Genomic DNA, 26,206 nt, shown 5'->3' on the forward strand with positions numbered 1-26,206 from the left:
TGCTGCCCACGTAGCTTTGCGTGGCGCTGACATTAATTTGCATCGGTTCAGGCACGCTGGTCGCACTTTTGGATCATTGTGCAGGTGAGTTGATGATGAGGAAGATGCCGCTGGCCGCCTGGTTTTTTCTGCTGTTGTCGTTTGGGTCATGCGCGCAACCGTTACCAGGGCCGCCACATATGCATGCATACAGTGGCCGCCACCTTGATGCCGGCAACAGTGGCATAGCGGATGTGGCGGAAACGCCGGATGAACACATCCAGGAACGGCGGGATGAGGTGGGGTACCACCAATAAAAAAGCTGCGGTAGACGCTACCGCAGCTTAGGTCATGATTAAGCGAGTTGCTGCTTAATTATTTGTGGTATTTCCACGCCTGAGTCCAGCTGATACCGACTTCTGGCTCATAATGCAGCTGAGACCATTGTCCTGTCTGGCTACACCAGCCTGCTACCACGCACTCAAACACTTTACCTTTGTGGGTCACCACATCACCGGCTTTGTAGTTGTTGCCATAAGCCCAGGCTGGATAACCTGCGGAACCCGATAACGCCGGAACCGTAAAGTTTTCCATCAACTGACGCGTCTCTTTACCTGCGGTGACGTCCACCTTCAGATTCATCAGCTGAGGACTGCTGGTTTTTTCCACTGAGAAGGTGAAATAAGACAGTCCGTTGGTGCTTTCCTGAGTACCACCCATTGGCGACCATGAGTAATTGGGTTTACTGGTTGGTGTCTGAGAAGATGCTACTGTACCTGTAATGAAGTATCTGTTGCCTTCGTCTTTGAATTGCAGACCTAACTTCATGCCATTGATAAATGCCTGATCGTTATTCTGCACTTCCTGAGTCACTTTCACCGCGTGTGTTTGAGTGGCAGAACGCGCACCTTTCACACTGCTGGCTGTCACCTCAGCAAGATAATCTCCCGCAGCCAGACCCGCTTTGATCTGTCCGTTCTGATCGATACCATTGGCAACGACTTGTGCACCATGCTTCAGCGTCCATGCATAAGTCACCTGATCAAAGTTAGCTTCGGCTTCCAGTTTAACCGGATTTGCTGAGGCCATATTATTCGAACCGCTAATGGAAACGGCAGGTTTTACAACATTCACGGTGACAAAAGCTTCGCCAGATTTTTTGTCGCCATTGGTTGCGGTTACACGGAATTTCGCAGAGACATCAAACAGATTTTTCGGTACGACAATTTCAGCTGACGCTTTATCGTAAGACTTGAGATAAATATCGCTGTTGCCCTCAATGCGTTCCCATTTCCAGGTCACAGAATCCTGGTTGCTGCCAGCAATTACCGGGTAGCCAAAGCCATAGTCGCTGGTGCCCACCACATTGATGCTGGTTTTATCCAGTGTAACGGTAGGTGCCTGGATTTCCGGTATTGAGTTGCAATAGTTCTGACCGTTGAAGTTGTACGCGACGGGACCGGACATGATCTCGTCCACTTTGGTCGGTACGCCATTCTGTGAATCAATGACTTTGGTATCCACAACGCCGTTATAATCTTCGCTGAAGTTGTAGTAGCTGCCATTAGCCTGCTTGTTACATACGGCGGCGTTCATACTGTTCAGAATCAAACCATTGTCATTACTTGCTGCCCAGGCAAACATGCCACCCAGTTTGTATTTCTTCACCAGGTCGCCTTTCGCAATCACGGAACGCTGGGAATCGAAGGTTTCAACCTGTGCGGTTGGGTTACCATTGACTTTAGCGATGGGTTTCCAGATATACGCGGCTTCAGCCTGTTTATCGTAGTAAACGTCCTGTTTCTTGCTGATGATGTTATCGTACAGTTCACGATAATCGGTCACGCCATGCTCATAGGAACCGTTGCTGCCAAGCCCTTTACGACTCACTTCTTCACCGTTGGCGATACCATGCCAGAACAGTTTATCGTGTTCCTGTTTCACACTGACGCTATGCCAGCCACGGCTGTAAGCCGCTGCACCCACCACCAGTTTCTCTGAGGGGAAGTCCGGGTTGTTATCCAGAATGGCTTTCACTGCGCCTTCGGTGCTGAATCCGCGCTGCGTTTGCTCGCCGGTCATATCGTTGCCTTGGCCATCAATGATGATGTTACCGGCTTCGTCTTTGACTTTGTCCTTACCACCCTGCTGGTAATATGTCCCGGCGATCGGTTTGGCATAGACGGCAGCCTGGTGACCCGGGTTACGGGCGAAGGCACCGTACATGTCGTAGGTCATGATATTGATAAAATCAAAATCATCTTTCAGGCTGTTAAAGTCGATCGCAGCGAGTTTTGCCGGTGATGCACTGACGGCCGCACTCAACTGCTTACGCTGTGCACCGCTATATTTGGCATCCATCGCTTTACGCAGTTCTTTGACCAGCGCGGTATAGCGTTCTTTTTCTTTCTGATAGCCATCGGTGGCCAGATTGCCCATCGCTGACGGTCCGGTAGAACCGACAAATTCCCAGTCAAGGTCAATACCATCCACGAACGGATTTTCGCTGAGGAAGTTCATCACTGAGTTAACGAAGATATCGCGACCTTCTTTGGTTTCCACCATCGCATGGAACGGCGCACTCATCGACCAGCCGCCGATGGAGACCATCACGTTCAGCTGCGGATTCGCTTTCTTCATTCTTTCCAGCGCTTTCAGGCCATAATAAGACGCTTGCGGATCGTAGCGGGTGACATTGAAATCGCCCTGCTGTTTAGCCGGGGTATCGTTGCCTTGCCAGCTGGTATCGCCGCTTTCTGTCGGCAGGTTGCCCTGGCCGCACATGCCTCTGAGGATTTTCTGTCCGCGTTCGTTACCTTCTGCAATCAGGCCGGTGTTGCCGGTGCTGGGCAGGGTGACATTGCCGGGTCGTTGTGCACCAAAGTCACACAGGCCAAGGAAGCTCCAGAAAATGTGTGTCAGGTTTTTGGCCGGAACTAAATCAGCTGAGAACGAGCGTTCCCAGTAGGCCCACTCGTCATAATACATCCCAACAATCTTGTTGCTGTTCAGTTGGAAAGGGACGTTCTTTTCCAGATTGGCGGCAAAACCATTCTCGTTCTCTTTGAGAATCATTTCATTGCTGTTACCCGATGACGGATAAATGTCACCTGGCTTCGCGTATTCAACTTTATAGACTTGATAGTTCTTCGGGCTATGCGGATGCAGCCCTTCCATATCATTACTCCAGGCTTTCCACTGGATTTTGGTTTTCAGTCGCTCACCACGATGGCGGCTGACTTCACCTGCGGAGCCATGAAGATCGGCACTGATTTTTCCGCTTTCTTCTGGTGTTACTTCAACTGCAAATACATTGCTGCCATAAATTGCAGATAGCGTCGCTATCGCAATAATTGATAACTTCTTCACTGAACATCTCCATTGTATAATTCGATGAAAATAATAAATAAAATGCTCAGGGAATAAGTTGAGAGGATTCTCTGTGAACAATAGAAATGAGGAGGGAATTAAAGAGAACTCAGGCAAAGCCGAATATTTTAAAACATAAACTTACATTCACTGAATTAAGTTTGCGCCTCCATGCGCAAATCAAACGCTTACTTGCGCCCCAGTAAGAAACCGATCACCACACCGACACTGGCGGCGATGGCTATTCCGGTCACCGGATTTTCGCGCACGCTTTTAATCACACAATCGGCAGCATCCTGGGCGACATAGCTGGCCTGCGCCGGGTAGCGCCGTGCTGCACCTTTGAACCGATGTCGGCGTGATCCAGTGACTTCACCCACTTTTTCTTCCACCGCACCTGCGGCTTCATTCAATTTTGCTTCCGCTTTTCCAGTCATAAATGACTCCCTGATAATAGTGAATTGCCATTTCAGCGTAGTCAGGGAATACGTGAGCAGCAACCGGGGTTTGCAGGATAACGAAATCCTGACCAGGCTTGGTTAAGGTATTTGACGTCAGGAGGGGCGATGAAACGTGACGTATTAAGTGAAGACGATTACGACGAAGTTTGCCGGGTAATTGGTGATGCGGTGATTGTGCTGGCGGAGTGCGGGCACGAAACCAAAAGGGAAGAGATCACCAGCCTGCTAAAGCGTACTCGTCAGCATCGCGCCCATGATGAACGCGATGAACAACGTATGCTGGAACATGCTATCCGGCTGGTAAAACCGTCCTGAGAGCCCGGGCGTCAGACCGACGCCTGGCTGTCTTTTATTCCAGTACGACGCCCTGAATCAGGCTGGCTTTAACGACAGTGACATCCCTGATGCCAAGGGCGCGCATATAGCCTTCCACCAACAGCAAATTGCTGACATCGGTAGCGCGGTAATCGCCCGTGAGTTCGCTGTCACCTTTCCATACCTGCTGTTTTGCTACCTGTTCCAGAGTCGCCAGGTCATAGCGATTATCTTTGATTTTCAGTTGATTCTTAATCGAGAAACCGTGTACGCCGCCGATCCCGATCACCCGGCGCGTAGCGAGATCTTGTTTAATCTGCGGCGGGACATCGTTGTGGGCGTAAAACTCGACAAAGCGCAGCACGGAAGGGCGCCAGGAGCCAATTGGATTGGGAGAGGTGGCAGATGGCTGGTTCTTTAATACATCGACGATAAAGTTCTTCAGCGTGACCGAAGCGAGTTTACCTTGGTAGACGTCGGAAACCGTCTTACCTGACTGGTCACGCCAGGCGGTCATCTGCATCGAGCCGCCGCCGATGTCCCAAACCAGCAGGTCGTTATCGCGTAATGTCGGGTCATGCAGTGCCGCTTTAGCGGAACGGAATCCCAGTTCGGCTTCCTGCTGCTGGCTGATGATTTTGAGTTGTACACCCGCTTGCTGATTAAAACGGTCAATCACCGCCTGGCCGTTACTGGCAGAACGGAACACCGCAGTGGCGACACCGCTGATACGCTGCGGGTGATAGCGCCGAGCCTGAGTGACTAATTGCTGCAAGGCAGTCAATCCCTGTTGTTGGATCGCCTCATCCAGTTGGTTGTTGCCGGAACGTGACAGCGCATCGTTGTAACCCACCGGGCGCTGATCTTCAAACAGCACTTTGCCCAATTGATGCTGGCAGATATTCACTTCAGTCACGGCAATTTTGGTGGTACCGGACCCCATATCGATTCCGGCGCGGGTTTGCCAGCAGTTATCAGCAAAGGCCAGTGAAGGCAGAAATACGGCAAAAAACAGCACTACAACGCGTACCACAAGTCGCATAGCGGCTCCTGTCAGAGGAAAATAATGAAAGGGAAAATTAACGTGTACCGCGATAAGCCGGATACCAGCTCACGAGGAAATGACGCAGATGATCAAAACACCATTCGGCATCTTCCGCCTGCTGGCAGTAGTAGCGTAGGGTGACTTTTTCATAGTGCAAATGGCGTTGATGCAGGGGTGACCAGCTCCAGTCAAGCACTGCGCGCGCATAATTAACCAATGCGCCACCGGCCATATTGTGTTGCTTCTCCTGGCGGGAGAGATAGATTTCAAAGGCCTGATCGAGAGCGAGAGCCTCGTCCTTGCTGCTGGCCGAGTAGAGGGGGCGGAAAGCCACATCAATAAAACCGCACACCCCATCGTCACGTTGCTGCCAGTCACAGGCCAGCGTCATAAACAGGCCGTCCTGTAAATTCACTTCTTCCAGCAAACGCCGGAGATTGGCGGAGTGCTGACACACCGCAATCTCTTCAATGCGGTCAGTCTCCTGGGTGAGATCAATGCCGCAGGGGTTGACTGAACCATCCGCATTGGCGGTCGCGGGGAAGGGAAATTCGATATAGCCGTTATTATCCAGACTCTTTTCCATGACCCAGTCTCTCAGCTTGACGATTTCTGACAATAAACACGGCTTACGGGCATGTCCAGGTGATCATGGTGTTTTGATACGGATTAATCAGGCGGAACTGTTTATCCGACAAACGCTGGGCGTAATAGCCCTCGCGGGTCACCGCCGAAGGGACGTACTGAAAGCGATCGTTTGAGTGGAGGGGGCCACTTTTTACCATGACGCCATCTTTGCTGACGGAGAAGGCGCTAACCAGGTCGAAAATACGTGCTTCGGAGTTGCCCATCGCCTGACCATAAATGGTAGCGACTTGTCCGGGACAATCTACCCCTTTTGGGGCAGAACTACAGCCTGCCAGTAACAATAAGGTGAGTACAACGGTAGTTCGCAACATGGTCCTGTTCCTGGTTCGATCCCTGGTTTGCCGTGGCACGAAAACTCTCTTGAATGACCACGATATGCTGATCATAGCAGGTCTGGCGCCGCTTCCCATTTGCTATTTGCGTAATCGTTAAGCGATGAGAATGTTAAGGGGGTGACTTTGCTAGCAGATAAACGTTATTCTTGCCACTCTTGCGCGATGGACCAGCCTAACCGGGGGGAATGAATGAGAGAAGAACAAGCCAGTCTAATGATTCTTCAGCATGCGATTGATAAGCTTGAAGCTGAACAAAAGCAGCAGGTGATGAACTGTGTCGCGGCAATTCGCGCAACCATGCAACAATTTAATCCTGATGATGCCGGCCTGGCGTTGATGTTAGTGGCGGCTGAAGTGGCCGCCGAAGAGTAGTCCTTAGCGATTCATTTCTCCTGACAACCAGCGGTGGATAATGCGTACGATGTATTGCTGCTGGTCAGTCGATAGCGGCTGATGTGCCGCAATACCATGCCATTTTGCCAGACACCCTCGACAGCAGGTTGCGGTCGCGTGTTGGGCGATAAACACCGGATGACCTCGCATTGGCGTCTGTTTCCCGTCGTTTTGTGGCTCAGCATCCGCCAGGCGACGCGCAATAAAATCCGCCGCATGCTGGCCGATAATCTCCGGCCCTTTATCCAGGCAATACTGCCGTTCCTTTGGCCCCAGGTGAAAGCGACTGCGAAAGGTCGATTGTGCCAGGCGAGCAAAGAGCGCGTTTTCATCTCTCATAACATCCTCCTGGCGCGATCATAGCGCATTAGTCTTTATCCTGGTTCAGTTTCCTGTTACCTGTGCTAAACCTGACCCTGAGTCCAAAAGGAGGATGAGATGAAAAAAACACTGTTTCTGATTGGTACTTTTAGTCTGGGCCTGCTGCTGGCCGGTTGCGCATCTGACCATGTGATGCACACCAATGATGGTCAAACCATTGTCACCGAGGGCAAACCGGTGGTTGATAAAGATACTGGCATGATTACTTACAAAGATATCTACGGTAAGGAGCAGCAGATAAATCAAAGCCAGATCAAAGACATGTCTTCAGTCGATAATTGATTTTTCCTCGCCAGAACCTTGCGGCCCGCCTTTAGCGGGCCATCCTGCGCCGCACGCATTTATTTTGTGATACCCTCTGCAAAACCCTAATGAAATCATTACCTAACCTCAGCGGAGAATCCAATGAAGGCGATAGCTATTGTCGCAGGTTTGCTGGCGTGCCAGATTGTGCCCGCCTGGAGTGAAAGCGAATTCCAGATCGCCTGCCCGGGCCGCCCAACCATGACCGTCTCGCGCGCCGAGTATGGCCTCAGCATGCTAATGTGGCCGACACACCATTTCCAGATTGCTGCGGGTCAGCAACGTACCCATTTGCAGGACGGTGATCCGGTGGCGATTACCCGTTTCCGTAATGGTGACCAGTTAATGGTGAATAAAAACAATGGTGATACCTTTTTCGTTTATGCTGACAGCGATAAGCTGGTGCCCTGCAATCGCACGGAAAAGCGCGATATTGATATCCTCTCGCTGGAGCGTTACGACGATAACCAGCATCCGCCTTCATAACATTGCTGCCACAAGGAGTCGACTATGCAACTTAAGGTCACGGAAAGCGTCACTCATCAGGATCTCGATGAGGTTCGCCTCGGGCTGAATGCGTTTAACAGCCGCTTTATCAATGTCGATGAAATCAAATCGATAGGCGTGTTTGTTACCGATACCGACGGGAAAAAACTGGCGGGACTGACCGGATCCACCAGTGGCAACTGGTTGCGTATTGATATGCTATGGGTCAGTGACGCGCTGCGCGGGCAGGGAGTGGGCAGCAAACTGATAGGTGCTGCGGAAGAAGAGGCACGCGCGCGCGGCTGCTGTTATGCCCAGGTGGATACAGCCAGCTTCCAGGCACGACCCTTCTACGAAAAGCTCGGTTACACCTTACGCTTTAGCCTGGATAACTATCCACGGCATCATCAGCGCCACTATCTCAGCAAAACCCTCTGATTAACCAGGCGGCCGCTGGCGTAAATCCAGCGGTGCCTGTTCTGCTTCGTCGATCGCCGCTAACCAACTTTTCAGCGTCATTTTCTGCCATGACAGATGGCCGCGGGTGGTGCTCATCAGCACCACATCCGGGCGTAATGAACGGTAGAGATCGAGTGATTGTAATAATTCAGCCGGATTGCTTTCCGGTACCAGAACGCTAATCCAGCGATTATGTTCGCGCGTCAGCGTATCGCCAACAAACAGATAGGTGCGACCCAGCGGCGAATGATAAAGGTAGCTGCTGCTGCCTGGGGTATGTCCTGGGGTAGGAAGCAGATGGAAATCACCAAAGTGGACCTTCTGCTGGCTGAAGGTATCATCCGGCTCAATGATCAGGCTGACCGGACCGAGCGCCCGGTTGTGGCAATATAACGCGCTGTTAAAGCGCTGCTGAATCATCAGCGCGCCGGGAGCAGCCTCATGCCAGTGGGTAAGATAATGACGAATCACGCCACCCACATCGGCCAGCACCTCATGATCGAGCTGGTTTTCGACCCGTCCAATCAACAGGTTGCCGCGCGGATGGCGCAACATAAACCCATGCATCATCAGGTCACTTTCCGCATTGTCTGCGGGAAATTCGGGTGTGGAGATCCACAAGTCCTCGTAAAGCGGCTTCAATGTCGGTCTCCTGCGGCAATGCCGTTAGCGCAATGTCGGGTGGCCGGTAAAGGCGAACTGGGCTTCTCCGTGCTGAATCTGCAAACTGGCGCTGGCGCCGAGAGGAAGCGTAACGGTTTCAGCGCCGTGACCAAAGGCCAAATCGCTGATCACCGGCAGTTGATACTCATCCCGCACGCGTTGCCAGACGCTCTCGAAATTGAAACCATTGTCGTAATCCGACAGGGTGGTACTGGTGAAGCTGCCGGTCACGATGGCTTTTTGCCGTGCCAGAATGCCGCTTTGATGCAGCTGAATCAGCATGCGTTCAATGCGGAACGGATGTTCGTTCACATCCTCGATCACCAGAATGCCGTCTTCAATCTGTGGCAGCCAGGGTGTGCCAATCAGCGAACAGATCATTGCCAGATTACCGCCCCACAAGGTGCCCTGCCAGCGGCCTTCATCCGGGCTGCTGCTGCGCCAGTGTAACTTGACTGTAGGTGAAGTCAGCGCTTGCCAAAAGTGCGAAACGGTAAAATCAGATAATGTCTCTGCGCCGAAATTACCAGCCAGCATCGGCCCACTGAAGGTGATCAACCCGGTTTGCGTCAGCAGTGCCAGTTGCAGCGCGGTAAAGTCACTGTGGCCGCACAAGGCGACCGGCTGATTCAGCAACTGGCGCTGTAGACCCACATAATCGACATTATCCAGCAAACGCGATGCGCCATAGCCGCCACGTACCGCCAGCACGATGTCCGGCAAGGTGCTGAGTGAGGCCAGTTGATTGACGTCATCCAGCCGCTGCTGATCGCTTCCGGCAAAACGCTGAAAGCGACGAGCGATGGCGATTTGATTGTCGATATGGTGGCCTTCTGCCTGTAAACGTGTCACGGCGCGTTGGGCAGCATCCTGATTGTGGCAATAACCGGAAGGGGCGATCAGACGTATCGAACGGGGGGCAACCATATTCTCATCCTGTGTGGGTTGGCTTGCCGATGATGACGAAATGCGTTACGGAAGTCACGACCTGGCAAGTTTTTTTACGAATTTAGGACAAACGGTAATTTTACCCTGCGGCAAGCCAGGTATGATAGGTTGCGCCGAATCTATTGCGGAATCCAACATTCAGTGAAAATCCGACTACTTATGCTCTCTGCGTTATTGCTGGCGGGCTGTGCCAGCGAACCGCAGACCGTGGTAACGCCAGAGAAGAATACACCTTTAACCCAGGCTCCACCGTCAAAACTTAATGACGCCTGGTCAATGTTTACTGAAGATGCCGCCAGTCATTATGGCGTTGATGAAAAGCTTATCAGCGCCATTATTAGTGTCGAATCAGGGGGTAACCCCAGCGTGATCAGCCGATCAAATGCGGTCGGACTGATGCAGATCAAAGCCTCAACGGCGGGCCGTGCGGTGTATCGCGCCCAGGGACGTCGTGGTCAGCCCACTTCATCCGAGTTACGCGACCCGGCAAAAAACATCGATATTGGCGCGGCCTATATCCGTATTTTGCAGGAATCGGAATTGGCAGGCATTCGTGATCCGCTGACTCTGCGTTACGCCACCATTGTTTCCTATGCTAACGGTGCCGGTGCGTTGCTGCGAACCTTCTCACGCGACCGCGATCGTGCCATTGCAATGATCAATGCGATGACGCCGGACGAGTTCTATCAGCACGTACAGAACAAACATCCGGCAGCCCAGGCGCCGCGCTATTTGTGGAAAGTCACCACCGCGTATCGCACCATCAGTTAATCCCGTAGCGGCGTGATTTATCGCGCCGCTACGGTTGGCTTACCCCTCCACCAACAACCTTGCGGTGGGATAATCCACAATCAGCACCTTCACATAGCCTCCGCGCAACGCACCACGAATCGCCTGAGCTTTCTCCTTGCCACCCGCCAGTGCTACCACCTGCGGGCAATTTTTCACCTGTGCCAGCTCCATACCAATCACCGGATCTTCAGCGGTGTTCAGGACGGGCTGCCCATCAGCGTCAAAGTAATGCAGACAGATATCACCCACCGCGCCACGTTGGGCGAGGGTGCGTAACATCTCTTCATCGTAGTAGTTGCCGGAATTACGCAACAGCGCGGAAGGCTCCAGATCGCCAATGCCGACAATCGCCAGATCCACCTGCTCGAATTTCTCCAGCACCACGGCAACATCGGGATTCACCGACAAGCGCTGACGGTCCTGCACCGAATGTTCAATCGATTGTGATGGCAGCAGCCATGCCGGGCAATTTAACAGCGCCGCGAGGTTCTGTGTCAGGATGGTAGCCTGAACATTGCCGTTAGTGCCGACACCGCCGAGTAACTGAATCACCCCGCGACAGGGCGCGTTAAGCGGATGCAGTGCATCCACCATTGCCCGGATCGTCCCGCTCCAAGAGGAGATGCCGATCAACTCATCGGCACGTAAACGCGTTTCCAGATAGTGCGCAGCAGCTGAGCCAATCGCCTGTTTAATCTGTAAGGCGGAAGCCTGCTCCGGCACATCGACGACGATCGCCTGCGGAAGCTGGTAAGTCTGCTCGATGGCTTTCTCCAGCTCGGGAAACACATTCGCGGGCGGGACCACGCTAATCTTTACTACGCCTTCCTTTACGCTGCGATTGAGAATGCGTGAAACAAAGGATTGCGACAATTTCAGTAGCTGTGCGATATCCGATTGCTTCAACCCTTCAACATAATAAAGGGTAGCAATCTTCACCATCAGCCGCTGTTCATCCTGTTTTGCCATGATTTATCCCTCTCCAAATCTGCCTGGTATTGTTAATCAGCCGGTCATAAATAACAACGCTGAACAATTTGTGATCGTTTTCGCTTTTTCAGGATCCGGCATTGGACGGCATCCTCGTTGGGGTGCATAGTCATTATGCATATAAAATCGCATTTGAATATATATTCAAGCGGAGAAAAACCAATGAAAGCATCCCTCGTCAAAGTTACCCTGCTGGCTTCACTCCTGACGTTATCTGCGGCCTCACAGGCGGCAGATAAGGGCCTGCTGGCCATTATTACCCCGTCACACGATAACCCCTTTTTTAAAGCCGAAGCCGATGGTGCGCAGGCGAAGGCAAAAGCGCTGGGCTACACCACGTTGGTGGCCTCGCACGATGATGACGTCAACAAACAAAACCAGTTGATTGAAACCGCCATCGCGCGCAAAGCCAAAGCGATCATCCTCGACAACGCCGGGGCGGATGCCACGGTAGGGCCGGTACAGAAGGCTAAAGATGCTGGTATCCCCACGTTCCTGATTGACCGCGAAATTAACAAGACCGGCGTGGCGGTGGCGCAAATCGTCTCCAACAACTATCAGGGTGCTCAACTCGGCGCGCAGAAGTTCGCCAAGCTGCTGGGCGGAAAAGGGGATTACGTTGAGCTGCTGGGCAAAGAATCTGACACCAACGCGGGTGTGCGTTCACAGGGCTACCACGATGTGCTGGATGACTACGGCGACATGAAGATGGTGGCGCAGCAGAGTGCCAACTGGAGCCAGACGGAAGCCTTCAGCCGCATGGAAACCATTTTGCAGAAGAACCCGAATATCGTCGGCGTGATCTCCGGTAACGACACGATGGCGCTTGGCGCTGAAGCGGCGTTGAAAGCCGCAGGTAAAACCAACGTCATTGTGGTGGGTTTTGACGGTAGCGATTACACCCGCGACTCGATCCTGAATAAAGGCAATATCAAAGCCACGGTGCTCCAGCCGGGCTGGGATCAGGCACAAATGGCGGTGGAGCAGGCGGATTATTACCTGACGCACGGCAAAGCGCAGAAGGAAGAGAAACAGCTGATGGATTGCGTGCTGATCGACGACAGCAACGCCGCGAAGCTGAAAAACTTCCGTCTGGCGCAGTAAGCGGGAGTACGGCATGAAGGGCAGAGCGACAGGCGTAATCATCATGGCGGCACTGGCGTTGATGCTGACGGCGTGCACGGTGGTGGATCTCGACGCAAACGGCAATCCCATCATGCCGAAAGATCCCCACGCCAAACCCGGCTATACCAATCAGACGCCGCAGCAGATCGCCGAGGAGAGCTGGCAAAGTCGGGTGGCACAGCCCGCAGAAAAACAGGCGCTCAGCTGGAGCGATATGGAAACCAAAAGCCATACGCTGAAAGCGGGCACCAGCGAAAGCGTGTTTGTGCGCGCGGGCGGCACCGTGACGGCACTGGATAGCAGTAACGATCGTGAGCGGGTGCTGACCGTCACCGTCAACGGTAAACCGGTCAAGGTGTTGATTGGCCCGGTGTTGCGTAGCAACGCCATCCGTGATGCCGCCGGTTTCCGCTTTGAGGAGTTCACCAATCAGGTGCAGTACGCACAGCTGACCAAAGCGTTAAACCGTCATGCGGTGAAACAACTGCCCACGGTGGACAGTAGCTGGCAAGGCAAACCGGTGCAGATGTTGCTGGCGGTGACGATGGGGCCGGGCACGGTCGATGAAGTGGTGGCGATCCAGCTGCAACAGGGGAATGGATGATGAGCGACGAAATTATCCTGCAAGCGAATCATATGTCGATGCTGTTTCCCGGCACCCTGGCGCTGGACCGCGTGGATTATCGCGTCTGGCGTGGCAAGGTCAACGTCATCATCGGCGAGAACGGCGCCGGTAAATCGACGCTGATGAAAATTCTCGCGGGCGTGCAGCAACCGACCAGCGGCGAAATGTTTCTTAATGGCCAGAAGGTGGTGTTCCACAGTACCCGCGATGCGGCCCGTCACGGTATCGGCATGGTGCATCAGGAGCTGAACCTGTTCGAAAACCTCAGCGTGGCTGAGAACATTTTTCTCGGCCGCGAGATTCAGCGGGGTATCCGTCCGATCAATGAGGCTGAACAGGCGCGACGCACCGCCGCGTTGATGCAGCGCCTCGATCAACCCATCGCGCCACAGGAGAAAGTGGGCAATCTCAAGGTGGGTCAGCAGCAGTTGGTGGAGATCGCCAAAGCGCTGGCGGAAGATGCCGATATTTTGATCCTCGACGAACCGACCTCGGCGCTGAGTAAAACCGAGGTGGAAATCCTGTTCCGGGTGATTCGCGAACTGACGCGTCAGGGCGTCTCCATTATCTATATCTCGCATCGACTGGAGGAGTTAATGGCGATTGGTGATGTGATCACCATTCTGCGTGATGGACGCTTTCAGGCCGAAGCGCAGGTCAGCGATATCGATGTGCCGTGGATTGTGCGTGAAATGCTGGGTAGTGAACCGGTCAGCAATTTCCTCCCCGCACATCGGCAATTCGGTGCGGCAGTGCTGGAAGCGGAGCACATCACCTGCGTCAGCCCGAACGGCAATACGCTGGTGGATGATGTCAGCTTCCAGGTGCGTGCCGGGGAAATTGTCGGCATTTATGGCCTGATGGGCGCCGGTCGCACCGAATTGTTTGAATGCCTGCTCGGCAGCCAGCGCAACTATCTCGGCAAATTGTGGCTCGACAGCAAACCGCTGCCCACGCGATTGCCCACCGCTGAACGCATCCGCATGGGGATGAGTCTGGTGCCGGAAGATCGCAAACGCGCGGGCATCTTTCCCATCTCGTCGGTGGCGAGCAACCTGACCATCGCCAGCCTGTGGCGTCGTCTGTCACATCGCATGGTGATTGCGCAGCAGGCCGAGCGGGAAGCGGTAACCAGTACCGTCGGCAACCTGGCGATCAAGGTGTCGTCACCGGATGTCGCCATCAGCGCGCTGAGCGGGGGCAATCAGCAAAAAGTGGTGATTGGCCGTTCGTTGCTGACCAATCCGCGCCTGCTGCTGCTGGACGAGCCGAGTCGCGGCATTGATGTCGGGGCTAAAGCGGAGGTGTTCCGCATGATGGTACGGCTGTCGGAGCAGGGTATTGCGGTGCTGTTCTCCACCTCCGACCTGAAAGAGATCATGGCGGTGGCTGACCGTATTCTGGTGATGTCCGGCGGCAAACTTACGGCCGACCTTCCGCGTGCAGAAGCGGAAGAAGCGGCGCTGGTTAAAGCAAGTGCACAGGGGTTCTCGTGATGAAAAGCAACAGTGCCGTGGCATTCGCCGCGCAACCCGCAAAAGCCGTTACCTCTCGTGAAGGCCTGATCCTGCTGTTGTTAAAACTGCGCACCTTTATCGCATTGTTTTTGATTGTCGGGTTCTTTTCGGCCACGGTGCCGGATTTTCTCTCGCTCGGCAGCATGGTGATTATGGTGAAGCATATCGCGATCAACGCCTTTCTGGCGCTGGGTATCACCTTTGTCATCATTACCGCCGGTATTGACCTCTCCATCGGTGCCACGCTGGGCCTGTGCGGCATGATCGCGGGTTGGTTGATCACCAAAGGGATTGTGTTGCCAATGTTCGGCATCGCCATTTTCCCCAGCGTGTGGGTGATTGTGCCGCTGGTGCTGCTGGTCGGCGCGTTAATCGGCGCGGCAAATGGCTGGATTATCACGCGTTACAACGTTGCGCCTTTTATCTGCACCCTCGGCACCATGTACATCCTGCGAGGCGCGGCGATGCTCACGTCCGGAGGTGAAACCTTCCCTGGGCTTCAAGGGAATCCACTGCTCGGCAACACCGGCTTTGACAAAATCGGTGCCGGTTATTTTCTCGGTTTGCCCTGGGCTATCTGGATGATGATCGTGCTGGCGTTGGTGATTGCTTACATTGCGCGACGGCTGCCCTTTGGCCGCCAGGTGTATGCCATTGGCGATAACGAACGTGCCGCAGAACTCTCCGGGGTGAAGGTCAGGCAGGTAAAAATCTGGGTGTATACCTTGTCCGGGTTCTGTGCAGCGATTGCCGGGATTGTGGTGTCCTCGCAGTTGGTTGCCAGTCATCCGGCCAACGGTACCTCCTTTGAAATGAACGCCATCGCGGCGGTGGTGCTCGGCGGCACCTCACTGGCAGGAGGACGCGGTACCATCCTCGGCACGCTGGTGGGGGCCTTTGTCATCGGCTTTCTCGCCGACGGCTTAATCATGATGGGGGTCAGCGAGTTCTGGCAGATGGTGATCAAAGGTATCGTCATTATCGTCGCTGTAATCATCGACCAGATGCAGAGCCGGATGCAGCAAAAGGCCGCCGTGGTGGCCCAGAAAGCGCTGATTGAAGAGGGAGGCAGCGGAACGAAGCTTTAATCGGTTGGGGCGCAGACGGCATTTGTCTGTCCCCCTTTTTTTGTTATGCAGGAATATATATTCAGTAACGATTTAAAATTCAGAGGTAACCATGAATCCTTTCAAATACTCTGTGGACGAGCTGACCGCCAAAGCGCGCGCGGTGCGTCGTCGCATCATCCAGCTCAACGCTGGTAGCCCGGCGGGTGGACACACCGGGGCCGATTTGTCGCAGGTCGAAATCCTGACGGCGCTCTATTTTCGCATTCTCAACTGCGCGCCGGACCGCATCAACGATCCGCAACGCGATATGTATATCCAGTCAAAAGGCCATGCGGTGGGTGGCTATTACTGCGTGTTGGCTGAAGCCGGTTATTTCCCGACTGACTGGCTCCCCAGCTATCAACATTCCGACTCCCATCTGCCGGGTCATCCGGTGCGACAAAAAACGCCGGGCGTGGAGCTGAATACCGGCGCACTCGGCCACGGATTGCCGGTGGCGGTGGGCATCGCGCTGGCCGCGAAAAAAGATGGCAGCAACAGAATGGTGTATGTGGTGACCGGCGATGGTGAGCTGGCAGAGGGCAGTAACTGGGAAGCGGCGCTGGTTGCGGCCCATTATGGCCTCGATAACCTGGTGATCATCAACGATAAGAACAAGTTACAGCTGGCAGGGCATACCCGCGACATTATGAATACCGATCCGCTCCCTGAGAAATGGCGCGCGTTTGGTTTAGAGGTCACGGAATGTAATGGCAACGATATGGCGGCAGTGGTGACAACGTTGGAAAACCTGCCGCGTAACGGCAAACCGCAGGTGGTGGTGGCCGATACCGAGAAGGGCTTTGGTATCTCGTTTATTCAAAGCAAAGCTGAGTGGCATCACCGGGTACCGAAGGGAGAAGAGATCGCTCAGGCGCTGGAGGAGTTGAAAGATGAGTAACGCACAACACCTGGCCAATGTCATGGTCAATGCTTTTATCGATGCGGTCAATCGCGGTATTGATCTGGTGCCGGTGGTGGCGGATTCGACCTCCACCGCCAAAATCGCTCCCTTTATCAAGGCGTTTCCGGATCGGCTGGTCAACGTCGGTATCGCCGAACAGACGCTGGTTGGCACCGCGGCCGGGCTGGCGATTGGTGGCAAAGTGGCGGTGACCTGCAACGCCGCACCCTTCCTGATTTCACGCGCCAATGAACAGGTGAAAGTCGATGTTTGTTACAACAACACCAACGTCAAATTGTTTGGTCTGAATGCCGGTACCAGCTACGGCCCGCTCGCCAGTACCCACCATAGCATTGATGACATCGCGATTATGCGTGGTTTCGGCAACATCGAAATTTATGCGCCATCCTGCCCGCTGGAGTGTCGTCAGATAATCGACTACGCGCTGGATCATGTTGGACCGGTGTACATCCGTCTCGACGGCAAGGACTTGCGCCAGCTGCACGATGACAGCTACCAGTTCCGTCCCGGCAATATCGATGTCTTGCGCAGCGGAAAAGATATTGCGCTGGTGGCGATGGGATCGACGGTGCATGAGATTGTCGATGCGGCTGAGCAACTGCAAAGCCAGGGAATCGACGCAGGTGTGATCGCCATTCCATCGATTCGCCCTTGTGATACCCAACAACTGCGCGAACTGTTAAATCACTATCCTGCGGTGATTACCGTTGAGGAGCACAACGTCAATGGTGGCGTCGGTAGCCTGGTGGCTGAGGTGCTGGCGGAAGGGGGATGTGGCATTCCGTTATTGCGGCTCGGCATTCCCGATGGGCAATACGCGATTGCGGGCGACCGTGCCTCAACCCGTGCGCGACATGGCATCGATGCGGCCAGCGTGGTGAAAAATGCGCTGCGTATCTGCACAGGAGAGTAAACATGGCAGGTCCGTTAATTCTGGCGATCGATGAGGGCACCACCAACGCCAAGGCGATCGCCGTGGATCGCAGTGGCGCGGTGGTGGCGCGCGGCAGTCAGCCGCTGGCACTCAACCATCCTCAGCCTGGCCTGGCCGAGCAGGACCCTTTAGCCATCTGGCAGGCGGTGAAACAGGCGGTAAGCGACTGCCTTGCGCAGTGCCACGGCGAGCCTGTGGAGGCGGTGGCGATCAGCAACCAGCGTGAATCGGTGTTGATCTGGCAACGGCGCGATGGGCAACCCTTAACCCCGTTGGTGAGCTGGCAGGATCGCCGTTCCGAATCGTTCTGTCGTGACTTACGCCAGGCGGGAAAAGCACCGCGTATCACCGGCCTGACCGGGCTGGCGGTGGACCCGATGTTTCCCGCGGCCAAGCTGACCGGTATGCTGGCGACCTTGCCGGATGGTCTGGCGCGTGCGCAGGCGGGGGAGTTGTGTATTGGTACGGTCGACAGTTGGCTCAGTTGGCAGCTTACGGGCGGCAAATGTTTCGTCACTGATCATGCCAACGCCGCGCGCACCCAGTTGTATAGCCTGCACAGTGGCGACTGGGATGATGAATTGTTGGCGCTATTTCACATTCCCCGCGCGGCGCTGCCGGTCATCGTGCCGTCGGCCAGTGCGCAGGGGGAAGTGGCGATTGAGGATATCCCCGGTTTGCCACCCGGCACGCCGCTGCTGGCACGCATCGGTGATTCCCACGCCGCGCTTCAGGCACAGCGTAGCGGTAGCGAGGAAGTGGTGAAAGCCACCTACGGCACCGGCTCCTCGTTGATGATGTCGATGGCGACACCGTTACTGACCGAAAATGGCCTGAGCACCACGGTGGCGTGGCATGATGGCACTTTACGCTTTGCCTTTGAGGGCAACATCACCCATACCGGCTCGGGGGCTGCCTGGCTGGGACGGATGATTGGCATCAGCGACCCGCGTGAGTTGACCCGACAGGCGCAAAGCACCGCGAGCAACCAGGGTATCTATTTTGTCCCGGCGCTCTCCGGCCTCGGCGCGCCCTGGTGGGATCTGCAAGCGCGCGGCATGCTGTGCGGTTTGACCGATGCGGCAACCCCGGCGGTGCTGGCACGCGTGGCACTCGAATCCATTACCTTTCAGATTGCCGATGTGTTTTTTGCCATGCAGCAGGCGAGTGGCGTGCAGCTTCCGGCCCTGTGCGTTGACGGTAGCGCCACGGAAAATAGCTGGCTGATGCAGTTGCAGGCCGATGTGTTGCAACGCCCGTTGCGCCGCGTACCCACTCCCGAAGTCTCAGCGCTGGGAGCCGCGTTGCTGGCCGGACGCACACTGGGCTGGTGGCAGCAGGGCAGTGACATGGCGGCGTTACAGGGGGGAAGCGTGATCTATCCGCGACAGGAGCAGGCGCAAAGCATGCAGGAAAATTATCAGGGATGGCTGGCAGCCGTGGCACGCTGTCGTTACCAGCCTTGACTGGAAGGTGCGGCCTGAGCCCTCACCCCAGCCCTCTCCCGCCAGCGGGAGAGGGAGACGTGCAATCTGCCCGAACTGTTCCCTTCTCCCGCTAACGAAAAATGTGCTCGTTCAGTTTCCTTCTCCCACTTGTGGAAATTGTGCTCGATCAGTTCCCTCTCCCGCTTGCGGGAGAGGGTTAGGGTTAGGGTGAGGGGAAAAGAAGCCAATGCAATACTACTGAAACCGACTCGCCTTATCACGCGCCAGGCGCTCCAGCGCAAAAATCACCTGCTGTAGCTGGCGCTCCTGCACTGGCTCGATGGCGGTAAAACGGAAGCTTAGCCGGGGTGTCACGCGGGTTTCATTCTTACTGGTAATGGTGCTGCGCTCACCGATGTGCAGCAGTTGTGCCGTCACCTCAAACTGACCATATTCGCCCAGTTCGACGCGCAGTTTCTTAAAGGTGTCGCCGCTGTTTAAATCTTCCGGCAGTTTTTCATCCACCAGTACCCCAATGCCACCCAGTGACAGATCCTGCAAGCGAAAGCGTGCTTTGTTACCATCCGGCCATTCACTGTGGCACCAGAAGACAGGCTCCATCGGCGCGTTAACACGGAAGAATTCACGGCGTTGAATTTGCCACACCAGCTCCGGCAGGGCAGCGGCAAAGGCAGGCAACCCCTCGTAGTCCACCTTCTGCAAACTGCTCAGACTGAACTCGACTTTTGCCCCCTGAGTCTCAGCGGCGATGTTGACTTCACCACTCCGCAAAGCCATCTCATTATCCTGGCTATGGCTTCCCAGATCGAAGATCACCTGATCTTCATCGGCCGCCAGCATGCGGCTGATAAACTGTCCGCGCGAGAAGTTCACCATTAGCGGGGTCTGGAAACGTAACAGGTCCTTCATTACATTCAGAACGGCCAATGTACCTCGTTTAATATATTGTTCTTTATCGGCTTCTCTCACGTCCTGCTCCACTATCCGATCGTTACTATCACGCGTGCGCGGCTTTCCGTCAGTTATCGGTACATGATAAAAAAGCTTTAGCCTGCTAACTATTATTTCCCGTTGCGTTTGTGCAGCAGCTCAAAATATTCCGTCTATACTTAGCGCTGTGAACACCTTGATTAATAAAGTAAGGAGCAACAAATGGGTATTCTTTCATGGATTATTTTTGGTCTGATCGCCGGGATTGTCGCTAAATGGATTATGCCGGGTAAAGACGGTGGCGGATTCATTATGACCGTAGTTCTCGGCGTAGTGGGTGCGGTGGTTGGTGGCTGGATCAGTACCCTGTTTGGCTTTGGTAAGGTGGACGGATTCAACTTCGGCAGCTTCGTAGTGGCGGTGATTGGTGCCATTGTGGTGCTGTGGATTTATCGTAAAGTGCGCAGTTAACCCATCCGGTTTCCCTGAAACCCGTCATCTGGCAGCAGATGGCGGGTTTTTTACATTCCACGCATGTTGCTGGCGCACTTGGCAGGTAAGTTGGCGTATTTTGCCAGCCAGCGTCTCTCTGGCAGCGTTATACTGAAAAAATGAAACGTAACCATACTTTTGCGCTGGATATCGGGTGGCAACCGCTGCTCAGGGACATGGGGATTTCCGCTCACCATGTGCTGCGCCGTGCGGGGCTGCCGGAAGACAGGTTTTCCCATCAGGATCGCGGGCTGACGTCCGATGAATATTTTCGCTTCTGGCGTGCGATGGCGGCGGAAGCTGGTGACGAGCTGTTCCCTCTGCGCATAGTGGCTGCGGTCTTTCAACCCGCCGCTGTTTGCGGCCCTGTGTAGCGCCAATCTGATGCAGGCGGTTCAGCGTCTCGCAAAATATAAGCAGCTGGTAGCACCAATGAGCCTGACGGTGGAGGTCGGTCAGCAGGGTGAGTTGACGGTAGCGCCACGTTGGCTTGAGTTACCCGCTGAGGTCCCGGACTCACAGCAAATCGCTGAGATCACCTTTTTCCTGAGATTCGTTCGGCTGGCGACGCGTGAACCGGTCCGGGCGTTGCGGGTGGTCCTCCCGTCAGGCCATAACATCCGCGGTTTCGAGCACTTGGCGCTTTTCGCCAGAGAAATGCCTTCACCCATTACCTACACTCTCTCGCTAACAAAGTGGCTAATCCTGGCCGCTTGGTTCTTGCGTTTTCGTTTAAGGAAATCTGTTATGACCACCAAAGTTGCTCTTGTCACAGGCGCTTCTTCCGGTATTGGTGCAGCGACCGCGCATCGTCTCAAAGCCCTGGGTTTCACGGTATATGCTGCCGCGCGCCGTGTTGAACGGATGCAAAATCTGGCCGATAGCGGTGTTCATGTCCTGGCGATGGATATGACCGATGATGCATCGATGCAGGCGGGTATCGCCCGGATCATCGCCAGGTCAGGACGTATTGACGTGTTGGTGAATAATGCCGGTTATGGCTCGTACGGCGCGGTGGAAGATGTGCCGTTGGACGAGGCGCGCGTGCAATGTTCGCACTGGAGGCCATCAGCGACTGTCTGCGCATGGAAGTGCAACCTTTCGGCATCGACGTAGTGGTGGTTGAACCGGGGGGAATTCGCACTGAGTGGGCCGATATTGCCGCCGACAAGTTGCGCGAGGTTTCTGGCCAGGGAGCTTATGCCGGGCAGGCGAAGTCGATGGCCGAATCGATGGGTGGGGAGGCGGGCCGTAAACGTCTGTCTCCGCCAACACCATTGCCAGAGCGGTAAAGGCACGCCGCCCCAAAACGCGCTACGCCGTCGGTTTCGGTGCCAGACCGTTGCTCTTCCTGCGTCGCTGGTTATCTGACCGTGCGTTTGACCGCTTAATGCGTCTGGCAACCGGGGTATCGCGCTGATTCAGACCACATCTGATGATTTCAGCAGATGCGGTCGGGGCATCAGAAATCGTAACCGATGGTCGCTGTCACGGTGCGTTCCGCGCCGCGGTAGCAATAACCGGTGCCATAGCAGGCGGCGAGATATTTACGATCGGTCAGGTTATTACCACTGACCTGCAACCATGCACCTTTCAGGCTGCTGTTCCACGCGGCCAAATCGGCACGTAATGACGCATCAAACAAGGTCACCGAAGGCAAACGTGTGGTGTTTTCGTTATCCGCCCACTGCTTACCAATGTAACGCACGCCAGCTCCGGCACTCAGACCGTAGTCGAACTGATAATGACCCCAGAATGACGCCATGCTGTTGGGGGTGACATACGGGGTATGGCCGTCGTTGCCATCGACAGAATCTTTAAAGCGCAGATGATTCAGCGTATATCCGGCGATGGTGCTGAAGCGTGGCGTAATCTGGTTACGTGCTTCCAGCTCGATACCCTGTGAATGGACCTTGCCCGATGGCGTATAGGTGCCGGAAATCACATCACGGTTGGCAACATCATTCTGCGTCAGGTCGTACACCGCAATCGAGTACATATCGCGTGTGCCAACCGGCTGATACTTCACGCCGGCCTCGTATTGTTCAGAGGTCGTCGGTTTTAGCTGGTTGCCGTAGGGGTCGGTCAGAGAAGCAGGGGTGATGGCCTGGCTCCAGCTGACATACGGGGAGAGTCCATTATCGAAGGCGTACAGCAGGGCGGCACGGCCACTAACGTGATCATCCTGGCGGCGGCTGGTGCCATTTTCTGAAACGATGCGGTCATAGCGGCCAGACAGATCAAGGTGCCAGCGGTCCAGTTGCAGTTCATCCTGCAAATACAAACCGGTTTGATAGTAACGACGCGTCTCAGCTGCCCAGTCGTAGTCCGGCATGCCGCCCACTGCGACGCCGGTCCACGGATTGAGTGAGCTGGCGTAGCCGCTGGCGCTGAGAATATCGTTCTTATAACGATGATATTCCGCCCCGAGAGTGACGCGGTGTTGTACCGCACCGGTGCTGAAATCCGCCTGCAACTGGTTATCGGTTGCCCAGGCTGACAGCGACGAACGCTCGCCAGAATAATAGCGCGTCAGCAGGTCCGGGTTAGTTGCATCCCAGCCAATCTGGTAGACCTGATCCAGATCGACATTCGAGTGGCTGTAGCTGCCGGTGGAGTGAACTGACCACACTTCATTGAAACGATGGGAAAAGTCGTAGCTGTAGATCTGCTGATGACGTTTGAACTGATCAAGCGCGCTATCGCCTTCATAAAAACTGTCGCTCAGTTTGCGGCCATTGTGGCTGTAGAGCGTACCTTCGGCAGGCACCGAACCATGATAGCCGCCTGACGGATCTTTTTGCAGATAAGCGCGCAGGATCAGGCTGGTATCGTCATTGGGTTGCCACATCAGCTGCGGCGAAATGGCGTATTTCTCTTCGCGAGTATGGTCGTATTGCGTGTCGCTGTTGCGGGTAATGCCGGTCAGGCGAAATGCCCACTGATCGTTAATCGCGTTGGTGTAATCAAAGGCCGCGCTGTTGGTCGCGTTGGTACCGGTCGACAGGCGGAAATGTCCCTCTTCAGCGAATTGCGGTCGTTTACTCACCATATTCACCAGGCCGCCGGGCACCGTCTGGCCATATAACGCCGACGAGGGGCCTTTAATAATATCAATGCGATCCAGGAACCAGGGATCCACTTGCAGGATATTAAAGCTGCCGCCATCGCTCATGACGCGCAGGCCATCAAGGAAGGTGTTATCGACATCACCGCCGTGGAAGCCACGTAGCGAGATGGTGTCGTAACGGGTTGCTGCGCCGCCAAAGTTGGTAAACACGCCAGGGGTGTAATTCAACGCCTGGTTAAGATCGGTCGCGCCCTGATCTTCCATCTGCTGGCGCGTCACCACCGAAATGGACTGCGGCGTGGTGATCAGCGGCTGGTCGGTTTTAGTTGCGCCGCTACTGCGTGTCGCCAGATAGCCTTGCGTGGGGGAGGTGGCGCTCTCCTGCGGTTGTGCGGTGACCACCAACGTATCTTCAGCAAAACTGATGCCGGGTAACGCCAGGGCCAGTGCGCACAGCACGCGGCAACGATTGAGGGTAAACAGGCAGGTCATCTTAGTTCCTTCGAAAGAAATGAGATAATAGAAATCGTTATAAGAGTGAGAATTATTATCTTTTCGATAAAGGCGTTTCAAGATGTAAATGAAGGTTTGATTAACCGGGCATTGCGTAGCGGCGCGATTTATCGCGCGGTTTTTACCGACATCGAACGCGTAAATGCGCAATAAATCGCGCCGCTACGATGGATAAATAGCCGGATCGAATGACCCGGCCAGGAGAGAAGGATTACGGTTGTGTCGCGGTCAGCGTGGGCATATTCGGAATATCGTGCGCGCTGTCGCAGGTTTTCTCTTTTGGACAATATTTGTCGAGCAGCATCAGGGTTACGCCGTTGGTCCAGCCAAAGCCATCCTGTAACGGATACTCCCCCCCGCCGCCACCGCCGAGTTTCGCCCCTTCCACCACGTATTTCTCAACCAGCTTATGCTCCTTGTCATAGGTCATCTGTACGTTCTGTAAAAAGCGCTGACCAATCTGCTGGGCCAGTTGCGGCTGCTTATAATGTTCCAGTCCGGTCACCGCGACCCACTGCAACGGAGCCCAGCCGTTAGGGGCATCCCACTGCTGGCCGTTATTGATGGTAGTGGTCACCAGCCCGCCGGGTTTCAGCAACTGTTTTTCCACGGCAGTAGCGGTGCGATCCGCCTGTTTATCGCTGGCGAGTTGCATATATAACGGGAACAACGCTGCCGCCGTGAGTTGTGGATGAACCTGCTTACTTTGCCAGTTGTAGTCGGCGTACCAGCCGTGCTGCTCATCCCACAGATAACGATTGATCGCCGCCTGGCGGGTTTCCGCTTTGCTGGCAAACTGCTGCGCCTGATCATTGTGATGCGCCAGCTTCTCGGCTTTAGATAACGTCTGTTCCAGATGGAACAGCAGGCTGTTGAGATCGACCGGGGCCAGTTGGCTGGTACGAATGGTCGCCAGATTGTGCGCATCGGTAAACCAGCGTGAGCTGAAGTCCCAACCGGATGCTGCGCCGGCGCGCAAATCGCGATACACCTGCGCCTTATCACGCTGCGTCGATTTCTTCGCGGTATTCACGTCATCCAGCCAGGATTCGGTACGCGGCACATCGCGATCGTCCCAGTAACGGTTGAGTAGAGTACCGTCGCTCAGTTTAATCACCCGCTTACTGGCCTGACCGGCAGCCAGCGTGTCACTGCCCGCCATCCAGTAGTCATACTCTTTCTGTAACTGCGGCAAATAGTGGGTGTAGACGCTGTCACCGTCGTGGGACGCCAGCAGGTCGATCATCAGGCTAAAAAACGGTGGTTGCGAGCGGCTCAGATAGTAGCTGCGGTTGCCATTGGGGATATGGCCGTAACGATCCAGTTCCGAGGCAAAGTTATCCACCATATCCTGCACCCGATCCCAGTGGCCGCTTTCCGCCAGGCCGAGCATGGTGAAGTAGCTATCCCAGTAATACACCTCACGGAAACGACCACCGGGCACCACATAGGGTTTGGGCAACGGCAGCAGAGAATCGTACTGGCTGGTCTGCGGTGTGGATCGTGTCAGTACCGGCCACAGGCCATCTATGTGGGCACGCAGGCTCTGACCGGCGGGAGGCACGTATTTATCCTGCTCTTTGGGCAGCGTGAAATTGGCATCAACGAAATGTTTCAGGTCGAAGTTGCGCTGGCTTTTCTGCATCTGCCAGTCGGCGAGAATCGATGAGGGGTTATATTTCGGCACCGCATCGGCAAAGGTTTTCTGGTCCGGATAAAATTTTGCCTGTTGCACCGCATTAAAAAGAGGGCCGAGACGGATATCGGGTGGCTGAGGCTGGTTGTTAAGCATACGGCCATTATCTTCGGCATGAGTCACGGCACTTCCCATCAGCAGAGCGGTACTGAGCAACAGGCGCAGATGCCCTGATGCAAATACGACATTTTTTATCATCGGTTTTTCTCCTTGTCCGAAAAGGTGGTGCGCTAACGCATTGACCACCCAAACAAC

The 26,206-nt window shown here is 54.8% G+C and carries 30 protein-coding genes; 18 read left to right on the forward strand and 12 right to left on the reverse strand.

From position 1 onward, the window contains the following. The first annotated feature begins 20 nt into the window (after positions 1-20). Positions 21-296, forward strand: coding sequence for a hypothetical protein (locus tag AC6I8N_RS08545; RefSeq protein ID WP_235056625.1), 276 nt, complete (start codon positions 21-23; stop codon positions 294-296). Between the two features lie 58 nt (positions 297-354). On the opposite strand, the gene AC6I8N_RS08550 is transcribed toward AC6I8N_RS08545, so the two are convergent. Together AC6I8N_RS08550 and AC6I8N_RS08555 are read right to left on the reverse strand one after the other, a co-directional pair. After that, positions 355-3,348, reverse strand: coding sequence for a glycoside hydrolase family 18 protein (locus tag AC6I8N_RS08550; protein ID WP_497830497.1), 2,994 nt, complete (start codon positions 3,346-3,348; stop codon positions 355-357). A gap of 188 nt (positions 3,349-3,536) precedes the next feature. Continuing rightward, positions 3,537-3,785 carry an ElaB/YgaM/YqjD family protein gene (locus AC6I8N_RS08555; protein ID WP_021185648.1) on the reverse strand — a complete coding sequence of 83 codons (249 nt, stop codon included), beginning with the start codon at positions 3,783-3,785 and terminating at the stop codon, positions 3,537-3,539. Positions 3,786-3,914: 129 nt separating this feature from the next. Here AC6I8N_RS08555 and AC6I8N_RS08560 point away from each other — a divergent pair, with 129 nt between their 5' ends. Continuing rightward, a complete protein-coding gene (locus AC6I8N_RS08560; RefSeq protein ID WP_021185649.1) occupies positions 3,915-4,124 on the forward strand; it encodes a DUF2767 family protein in 210 nt (69 codons plus the stop codon). 34 nt (positions 4,125-4,158) lie between these two features. Here the strand turns inward: AC6I8N_RS08560 and AC6I8N_RS08565 are convergent, their stop codons facing one another. Genes AC6I8N_RS08565 through AC6I8N_RS08575 form a run of 3 tightly spaced genes read right to left on the reverse strand, consistent with a single transcriptional unit; the run spans position 4,159 to position 6,128 of the window. Continuing rightward, positions 4,159-5,166, reverse strand: a complete 1,008-nt coding sequence (locus AC6I8N_RS08565; protein ID WP_497830498.1) for a Ppx/GppA phosphatase family protein — start codon at positions 5,164-5,166, stop codon at positions 4,159-4,161. A 37-nt stretch (positions 5,167-5,203) separates the two neighbouring features. Then, a complete protein-coding gene (locus AC6I8N_RS08570) occupies positions 5,204-5,755 on the reverse strand; it encodes a hypothetical protein (protein WP_497830499.1) in 552 nt (183 codons plus the stop codon). 43 nt (positions 5,756-5,798) lie between these two features. Then, positions 5,799-6,128 (reverse strand): hypothetical protein, encoded by a 330-nt coding sequence (locus tag AC6I8N_RS08575; protein ID WP_497830500.1) that lies wholly within the window; start codon positions 6,126-6,128, stop codon positions 5,799-5,801. Positions 6,129-6,341: 213 nt separating this feature from the next. On the opposite strand from AC6I8N_RS08575, the gene AC6I8N_RS08580 reads away from it, so the two are divergent. Then, entirely contained in the window at positions 6,342-6,524 is a 183-nt protein-coding gene (locus AC6I8N_RS08580; protein WP_036627398.1) for a hypothetical protein, read from the forward strand. A 3-nt stretch (positions 6,525-6,527) separates the two neighbouring features. Here AC6I8N_RS08580 and AC6I8N_RS08585 read toward each other — a convergent pair whose 3' ends face one another. Then, a complete protein-coding gene (locus AC6I8N_RS08585) occupies positions 6,528-6,884 on the reverse strand; it encodes a DUF4186 domain-containing protein (RefSeq protein ID WP_208725270.1) in 357 nt (118 codons plus the stop codon). Between the two features lie 99 nt (positions 6,885-6,983). On the opposite strand from AC6I8N_RS08585, the gene AC6I8N_RS08590 reads away from it, so the two are divergent. The 3 genes from AC6I8N_RS08590 to AC6I8N_RS08600 all read left to right on the forward strand — a co-directional run bounded on the left by AC6I8N_RS08590 (position 6,984) and on the right by AC6I8N_RS08600 (position 8,153). Beyond that, entirely contained in the window at positions 6,984-7,208 is a 225-nt protein-coding gene (locus tag AC6I8N_RS08590; protein WP_013508714.1) for a YgdI/YgdR family lipoprotein, read from the forward strand. Positions 7,209-7,331: 123 nt separating this feature from the next. Next, positions 7,332-7,715 carry a hypothetical protein gene (locus AC6I8N_RS08595; protein ID WP_497830501.1) on the forward strand — a complete coding sequence of 128 codons (384 nt, stop codon included), beginning with the start codon at positions 7,332-7,334 and terminating at the stop codon, positions 7,713-7,715. 24 nt (positions 7,716-7,739) lie between these two features. Next, a complete protein-coding gene (locus AC6I8N_RS08600; RefSeq protein WP_021185656.1) occupies positions 7,740-8,153 on the forward strand; it encodes a GNAT family N-acetyltransferase in 414 nt (137 codons plus the stop codon). Here the strand turns inward: AC6I8N_RS08600 and AC6I8N_RS08605 are convergent, their stop codons facing one another. Beyond that, positions 8,154-8,816, reverse strand: a complete 663-nt coding sequence (locus AC6I8N_RS08605) for an MBL fold metallo-hydrolase (RefSeq protein ID WP_497830502.1) — start codon at positions 8,814-8,816, stop codon at positions 8,154-8,156. It abuts the gene before it with no gap. A 24-nt stretch (positions 8,817-8,840) separates the two neighbouring features. After that, positions 8,841-9,764 carry a muramoyltetrapeptide carboxypeptidase gene (gene ldcA / locus AC6I8N_RS08610; protein WP_497830503.1) on the reverse strand — a complete coding sequence of 308 codons (924 nt, stop codon included), beginning with the start codon at positions 9,762-9,764 and terminating at the stop codon, positions 8,841-8,843. A gap of 150 nt (positions 9,765-9,914) precedes the next feature. Between ldcA and emtA the strand changes: the two genes are divergently transcribed. Further along, positions 9,915-10,556, forward strand: a complete 642-nt coding sequence (gene emtA / locus AC6I8N_RS08615) for a membrane-bound lytic murein transglycosylase EmtA (protein WP_152521912.1) — start codon at positions 9,915-9,917, stop codon at positions 10,554-10,556. A 39-nt stretch (positions 10,557-10,595) separates the two neighbouring features. Here the strand turns inward: emtA and AC6I8N_RS08620 are convergent, their stop codons facing one another. Then, positions 10,596-11,546, reverse strand: a complete 951-nt coding sequence (locus AC6I8N_RS08620) for a sugar-binding transcriptional regulator (protein WP_021185660.1) — start codon at positions 11,544-11,546, stop codon at positions 10,596-10,598. A gap of 183 nt (positions 11,547-11,729) precedes the next feature. On the opposite strand from AC6I8N_RS08620, the gene AC6I8N_RS08625 reads away from it, so the two are divergent. From AC6I8N_RS08625 to AC6I8N_RS08655, 7 genes are all read left to right on the forward strand, one after another. Then, positions 11,730-12,671, forward strand: coding sequence for a D-ribose ABC transporter substrate-binding protein (locus tag AC6I8N_RS08625; protein WP_021185661.1), 942 nt, complete (start codon positions 11,730-11,732; stop codon positions 12,669-12,671). 13 nt (positions 12,672-12,684) lie between these two features. Next, positions 12,685-13,296: a DUF2291 family protein gene (locus AC6I8N_RS08630; RefSeq protein WP_497830504.1), complete on the forward strand. Its 612-nt coding sequence runs from the start codon at positions 12,685-12,687 to the stop codon at positions 13,294-13,296. After that, positions 13,296-14,813 carry a sugar ABC transporter ATP-binding protein gene (locus AC6I8N_RS08635; protein WP_208725520.1) on the forward strand — a complete coding sequence of 506 codons (1,518 nt, stop codon included), beginning with the start codon at positions 13,296-13,298 and terminating at the stop codon, positions 14,811-14,813. The genes AC6I8N_RS08630 and AC6I8N_RS08635 overlap by 1 nt, the downstream gene beginning before the upstream one ends. Further along, positions 14,813-15,922, forward strand: coding sequence for an ABC transporter permease (locus tag AC6I8N_RS08640; protein WP_021185664.1), 1,110 nt, complete (start codon positions 14,813-14,815; stop codon positions 15,920-15,922). The genes AC6I8N_RS08635 and AC6I8N_RS08640 overlap by 1 nt, the downstream gene beginning before the upstream one ends. A 91-nt stretch (positions 15,923-16,013) precedes the next feature. After that, positions 16,014-16,844 carry a transketolase gene (locus AC6I8N_RS08645; RefSeq protein ID WP_021185665.1) on the forward strand — a complete coding sequence of 277 codons (831 nt, stop codon included), beginning with the start codon at positions 16,014-16,016 and terminating at the stop codon, positions 16,842-16,844. Further along, positions 16,837-17,781 (forward strand): transketolase family protein, encoded by a 945-nt coding sequence (locus AC6I8N_RS08650; protein ID WP_497830505.1) that lies wholly within the window; start codon positions 16,837-16,839, stop codon positions 17,779-17,781. Before AC6I8N_RS08645 ends, AC6I8N_RS08650 begins: the two co-directional genes overlap by 8 nt. A gap of 2 nt (positions 17,782-17,783) precedes the next feature. Continuing rightward, positions 17,784-19,268 (forward strand): FGGY family carbohydrate kinase, encoded by a 1,485-nt coding sequence (locus AC6I8N_RS08655; RefSeq protein WP_021185667.1) that lies wholly within the window; start codon positions 17,784-17,786, stop codon positions 19,266-19,268. A gap of 216 nt (positions 19,269-19,484) precedes the next feature. On the opposite strand, the gene AC6I8N_RS08660 is transcribed toward AC6I8N_RS08655, so the two are convergent. Continuing rightward, positions 19,485-20,219: a flagellar brake protein gene (locus tag AC6I8N_RS08660; RefSeq protein ID WP_021185668.1), complete on the reverse strand. Its 735-nt coding sequence runs from the start codon at positions 20,217-20,219 to the stop codon at positions 19,485-19,487. Between the two features lie 183 nt (positions 20,220-20,402). Between AC6I8N_RS08660 and AC6I8N_RS08665 the strand changes: the two genes are divergently transcribed. The 4 genes from AC6I8N_RS08665 to AC6I8N_RS08680 all read left to right on the forward strand — a co-directional run bounded on the left by AC6I8N_RS08665 (position 20,403) and on the right by AC6I8N_RS08680 (position 21,964). Continuing rightward, positions 20,403-20,651, forward strand: a complete 249-nt coding sequence (locus AC6I8N_RS08665; protein WP_021185669.1) for a GlsB/YeaQ/YmgE family stress response membrane protein — start codon at positions 20,403-20,405, stop codon at positions 20,649-20,651. A gap of 140 nt (positions 20,652-20,791) precedes the next feature. Then, positions 20,792-21,046, forward strand: coding sequence for an AraC family transcriptional regulator ligand-binding domain-containing protein (locus AC6I8N_RS08670; RefSeq protein ID WP_497830506.1), 255 nt, complete (start codon positions 20,792-20,794; stop codon positions 21,044-21,046). 10 nt (positions 21,047-21,056) lie between these two features. Then, on the forward strand, positions 21,057-21,788 hold the full coding sequence (locus AC6I8N_RS08675; RefSeq protein ID WP_497830507.1) for an SDR family NAD(P)-dependent oxidoreductase: 732 nt from the start codon (positions 21,057-21,059) through the stop codon (positions 21,786-21,788). Next, positions 21,758-21,964 carry a hypothetical protein gene (locus AC6I8N_RS08680; protein WP_497830508.1) on the forward strand — a complete coding sequence of 69 codons (207 nt, stop codon included), beginning with the start codon at positions 21,758-21,760 and terminating at the stop codon, positions 21,962-21,964. Before AC6I8N_RS08675 ends, AC6I8N_RS08680 begins: the two co-directional genes overlap by 31 nt. A 170-nt stretch (positions 21,965-22,134) precedes the next feature. Here AC6I8N_RS08680 and AC6I8N_RS08685 read toward each other — a convergent pair whose 3' ends face one another. Both AC6I8N_RS08685 and treA read right to left on the reverse strand, forming a co-directional pair. Next, positions 22,135-24,234, reverse strand: coding sequence for a TonB-dependent siderophore receptor (locus AC6I8N_RS08685; protein ID WP_497830509.1), 2,100 nt, complete (start codon positions 24,232-24,234; stop codon positions 22,135-22,137). A 232-nt stretch (positions 24,235-24,466) separates the two neighbouring features. Next, complete coding sequence (treA, locus tag AC6I8N_RS08690) at positions 24,467-26,149, reverse strand: alpha,alpha-trehalase TreA (RefSeq protein WP_497830510.1); 1,683 nt, start codon at positions 26,147-26,149, stop codon at positions 24,467-24,469. Positions 26,150-26,206 lie beyond the last annotated feature (57 nt).

The organism is Pantoea sp. X-Soil-TKNS-1279 (assembly GCF_059730565.1).

What these genes read in the sequence shown, in the direction of transcription:
- AC6I8N_RS08555 (WP_021185648.1), bottom strand. Translation starts at nt 3,785, where the DNA reads ATGACTGGAAAAGCGGAAGCAAAATTGAATGAAGCCGCAGGTGCGGTG.
- AC6I8N_RS08560 (WP_021185649.1), top strand. Translation starts at nt 3,915, where the DNA reads ATGAAACGTGACGTATTAAGTGAAGACGATTACGACGAAGTTTGCCGG.
- AC6I8N_RS08565 (WP_497830498.1), bottom strand. Translation starts at nt 5,166, where the DNA reads ATGCGACTTGTGGTACGCGTTGTAGTGCTGTTTTTTGCCGTATTTCTG.
- AC6I8N_RS08570 (WP_497830499.1), bottom strand. Translation starts at nt 5,755, where the DNA reads ATGGAAAAGAGTCTGGATAATAACGGCTATATCGAATTTCCCTTCCCC.
- AC6I8N_RS08575 (WP_497830500.1), bottom strand. Translation starts at nt 6,128, where the DNA reads ATGTTGCGAACTACCGTTGTACTCACCTTATTGTTACTGGCAGGCTGT.
- AC6I8N_RS08580 (WP_036627398.1), top strand. Translation starts at nt 6,342, where the DNA reads ATGAGAGAAGAACAAGCCAGTCTAATGATTCTTCAGCATGCGATTGAT.
- AC6I8N_RS08585 (WP_208725270.1), bottom strand. Translation starts at nt 6,884, where the DNA reads ATGAGAGATGAAAACGCGCTCTTTGCTCGCCTGGCACAATCGACCTTT.
- AC6I8N_RS08590 (WP_013508714.1), top strand. Translation starts at nt 6,984, where the DNA reads ATGAAAAAAACACTGTTTCTGATTGGTACTTTTAGTCTGGGCCTGCTG.
- AC6I8N_RS08595 (WP_497830501.1), top strand. Translation starts at nt 7,332, where the DNA reads ATGAAGGCGATAGCTATTGTCGCAGGTTTGCTGGCGTGCCAGATTGTG.
- AC6I8N_RS08600 (WP_021185656.1), top strand. Translation starts at nt 7,740, where the DNA reads ATGCAACTTAAGGTCACGGAAAGCGTCACTCATCAGGATCTCGATGAG.
- ldcA (WP_497830503.1), bottom strand. Translation starts at nt 9,764, where the DNA reads ATGGTTGCCCCCCGTTCGATACGTCTGATCGCCCCTTCCGGTTATTGC.
- AC6I8N_RS08620 (WP_021185660.1), bottom strand. Translation starts at nt 11,546, where the DNA reads ATGGCAAAACAGGATGAACAGCGGCTGATGGTGAAGATTGCTACCCTT.
- AC6I8N_RS08625 (WP_021185661.1), top strand. Translation starts at nt 11,730, where the DNA reads ATGAAAGCATCCCTCGTCAAAGTTACCCTGCTGGCTTCACTCCTGACG.
- AC6I8N_RS08630 (WP_497830504.1), top strand. Translation starts at nt 12,685, where the DNA reads ATGAAGGGCAGAGCGACAGGCGTAATCATCATGGCGGCACTGGCGTTG.
- AC6I8N_RS08635 (WP_208725520.1), top strand. Translation starts at nt 13,296, where the DNA reads ATGAGCGACGAAATTATCCTGCAAGCGAATCATATGTCGATGCTGTTT.
- AC6I8N_RS08640 (WP_021185664.1), top strand. Translation starts at nt 14,813, where the DNA reads ATGAAAAGCAACAGTGCCGTGGCATTCGCCGCGCAACCCGCAAAAGCC.
- AC6I8N_RS08645 (WP_021185665.1), top strand. Translation starts at nt 16,014, where the DNA reads ATGAATCCTTTCAAATACTCTGTGGACGAGCTGACCGCCAAAGCGCGC.
- AC6I8N_RS08650 (WP_497830505.1), top strand. Translation starts at nt 16,837, where the DNA reads ATGAGTAACGCACAACACCTGGCCAATGTCATGGTCAATGCTTTTATC.
- AC6I8N_RS08655 (WP_021185667.1), top strand. Translation starts at nt 17,784, where the DNA reads ATGGCAGGTCCGTTAATTCTGGCGATCGATGAGGGCACCACCAACGCC.
- AC6I8N_RS08665 (WP_021185669.1), top strand. Translation starts at nt 20,403, where the DNA reads ATGGGTATTCTTTCATGGATTATTTTTGGTCTGATCGCCGGGATTGTC.
- AC6I8N_RS08670 (WP_497830506.1), top strand. Translation starts at nt 20,792, where the DNA reads ATGAAACGTAACCATACTTTTGCGCTGGATATCGGGTGGCAACCGCTG.
- AC6I8N_RS08675 (WP_497830507.1), top strand. Translation starts at nt 21,057, where the DNA reads ATGCAGGCGGTTCAGCGTCTCGCAAAATATAAGCAGCTGGTAGCACCA.
- AC6I8N_RS08680 (WP_497830508.1), top strand. Translation starts at nt 21,758, where the DNA reads ATGGAAGTGCAACCTTTCGGCATCGACGTAGTGGTGGTTGAACCGGGG.
- AC6I8N_RS08685 (WP_497830509.1), bottom strand. Translation starts at nt 24,234, where the DNA reads ATGACCTGCCTGTTTACCCTCAATCGTTGCCGCGTGCTGTGCGCACTG.
- treA (WP_497830510.1), bottom strand. Translation starts at nt 26,149, where the DNA reads ATGATAAAAAATGTCGTATTTGCATCAGGGCATCTGCGCCTGTTGCTC.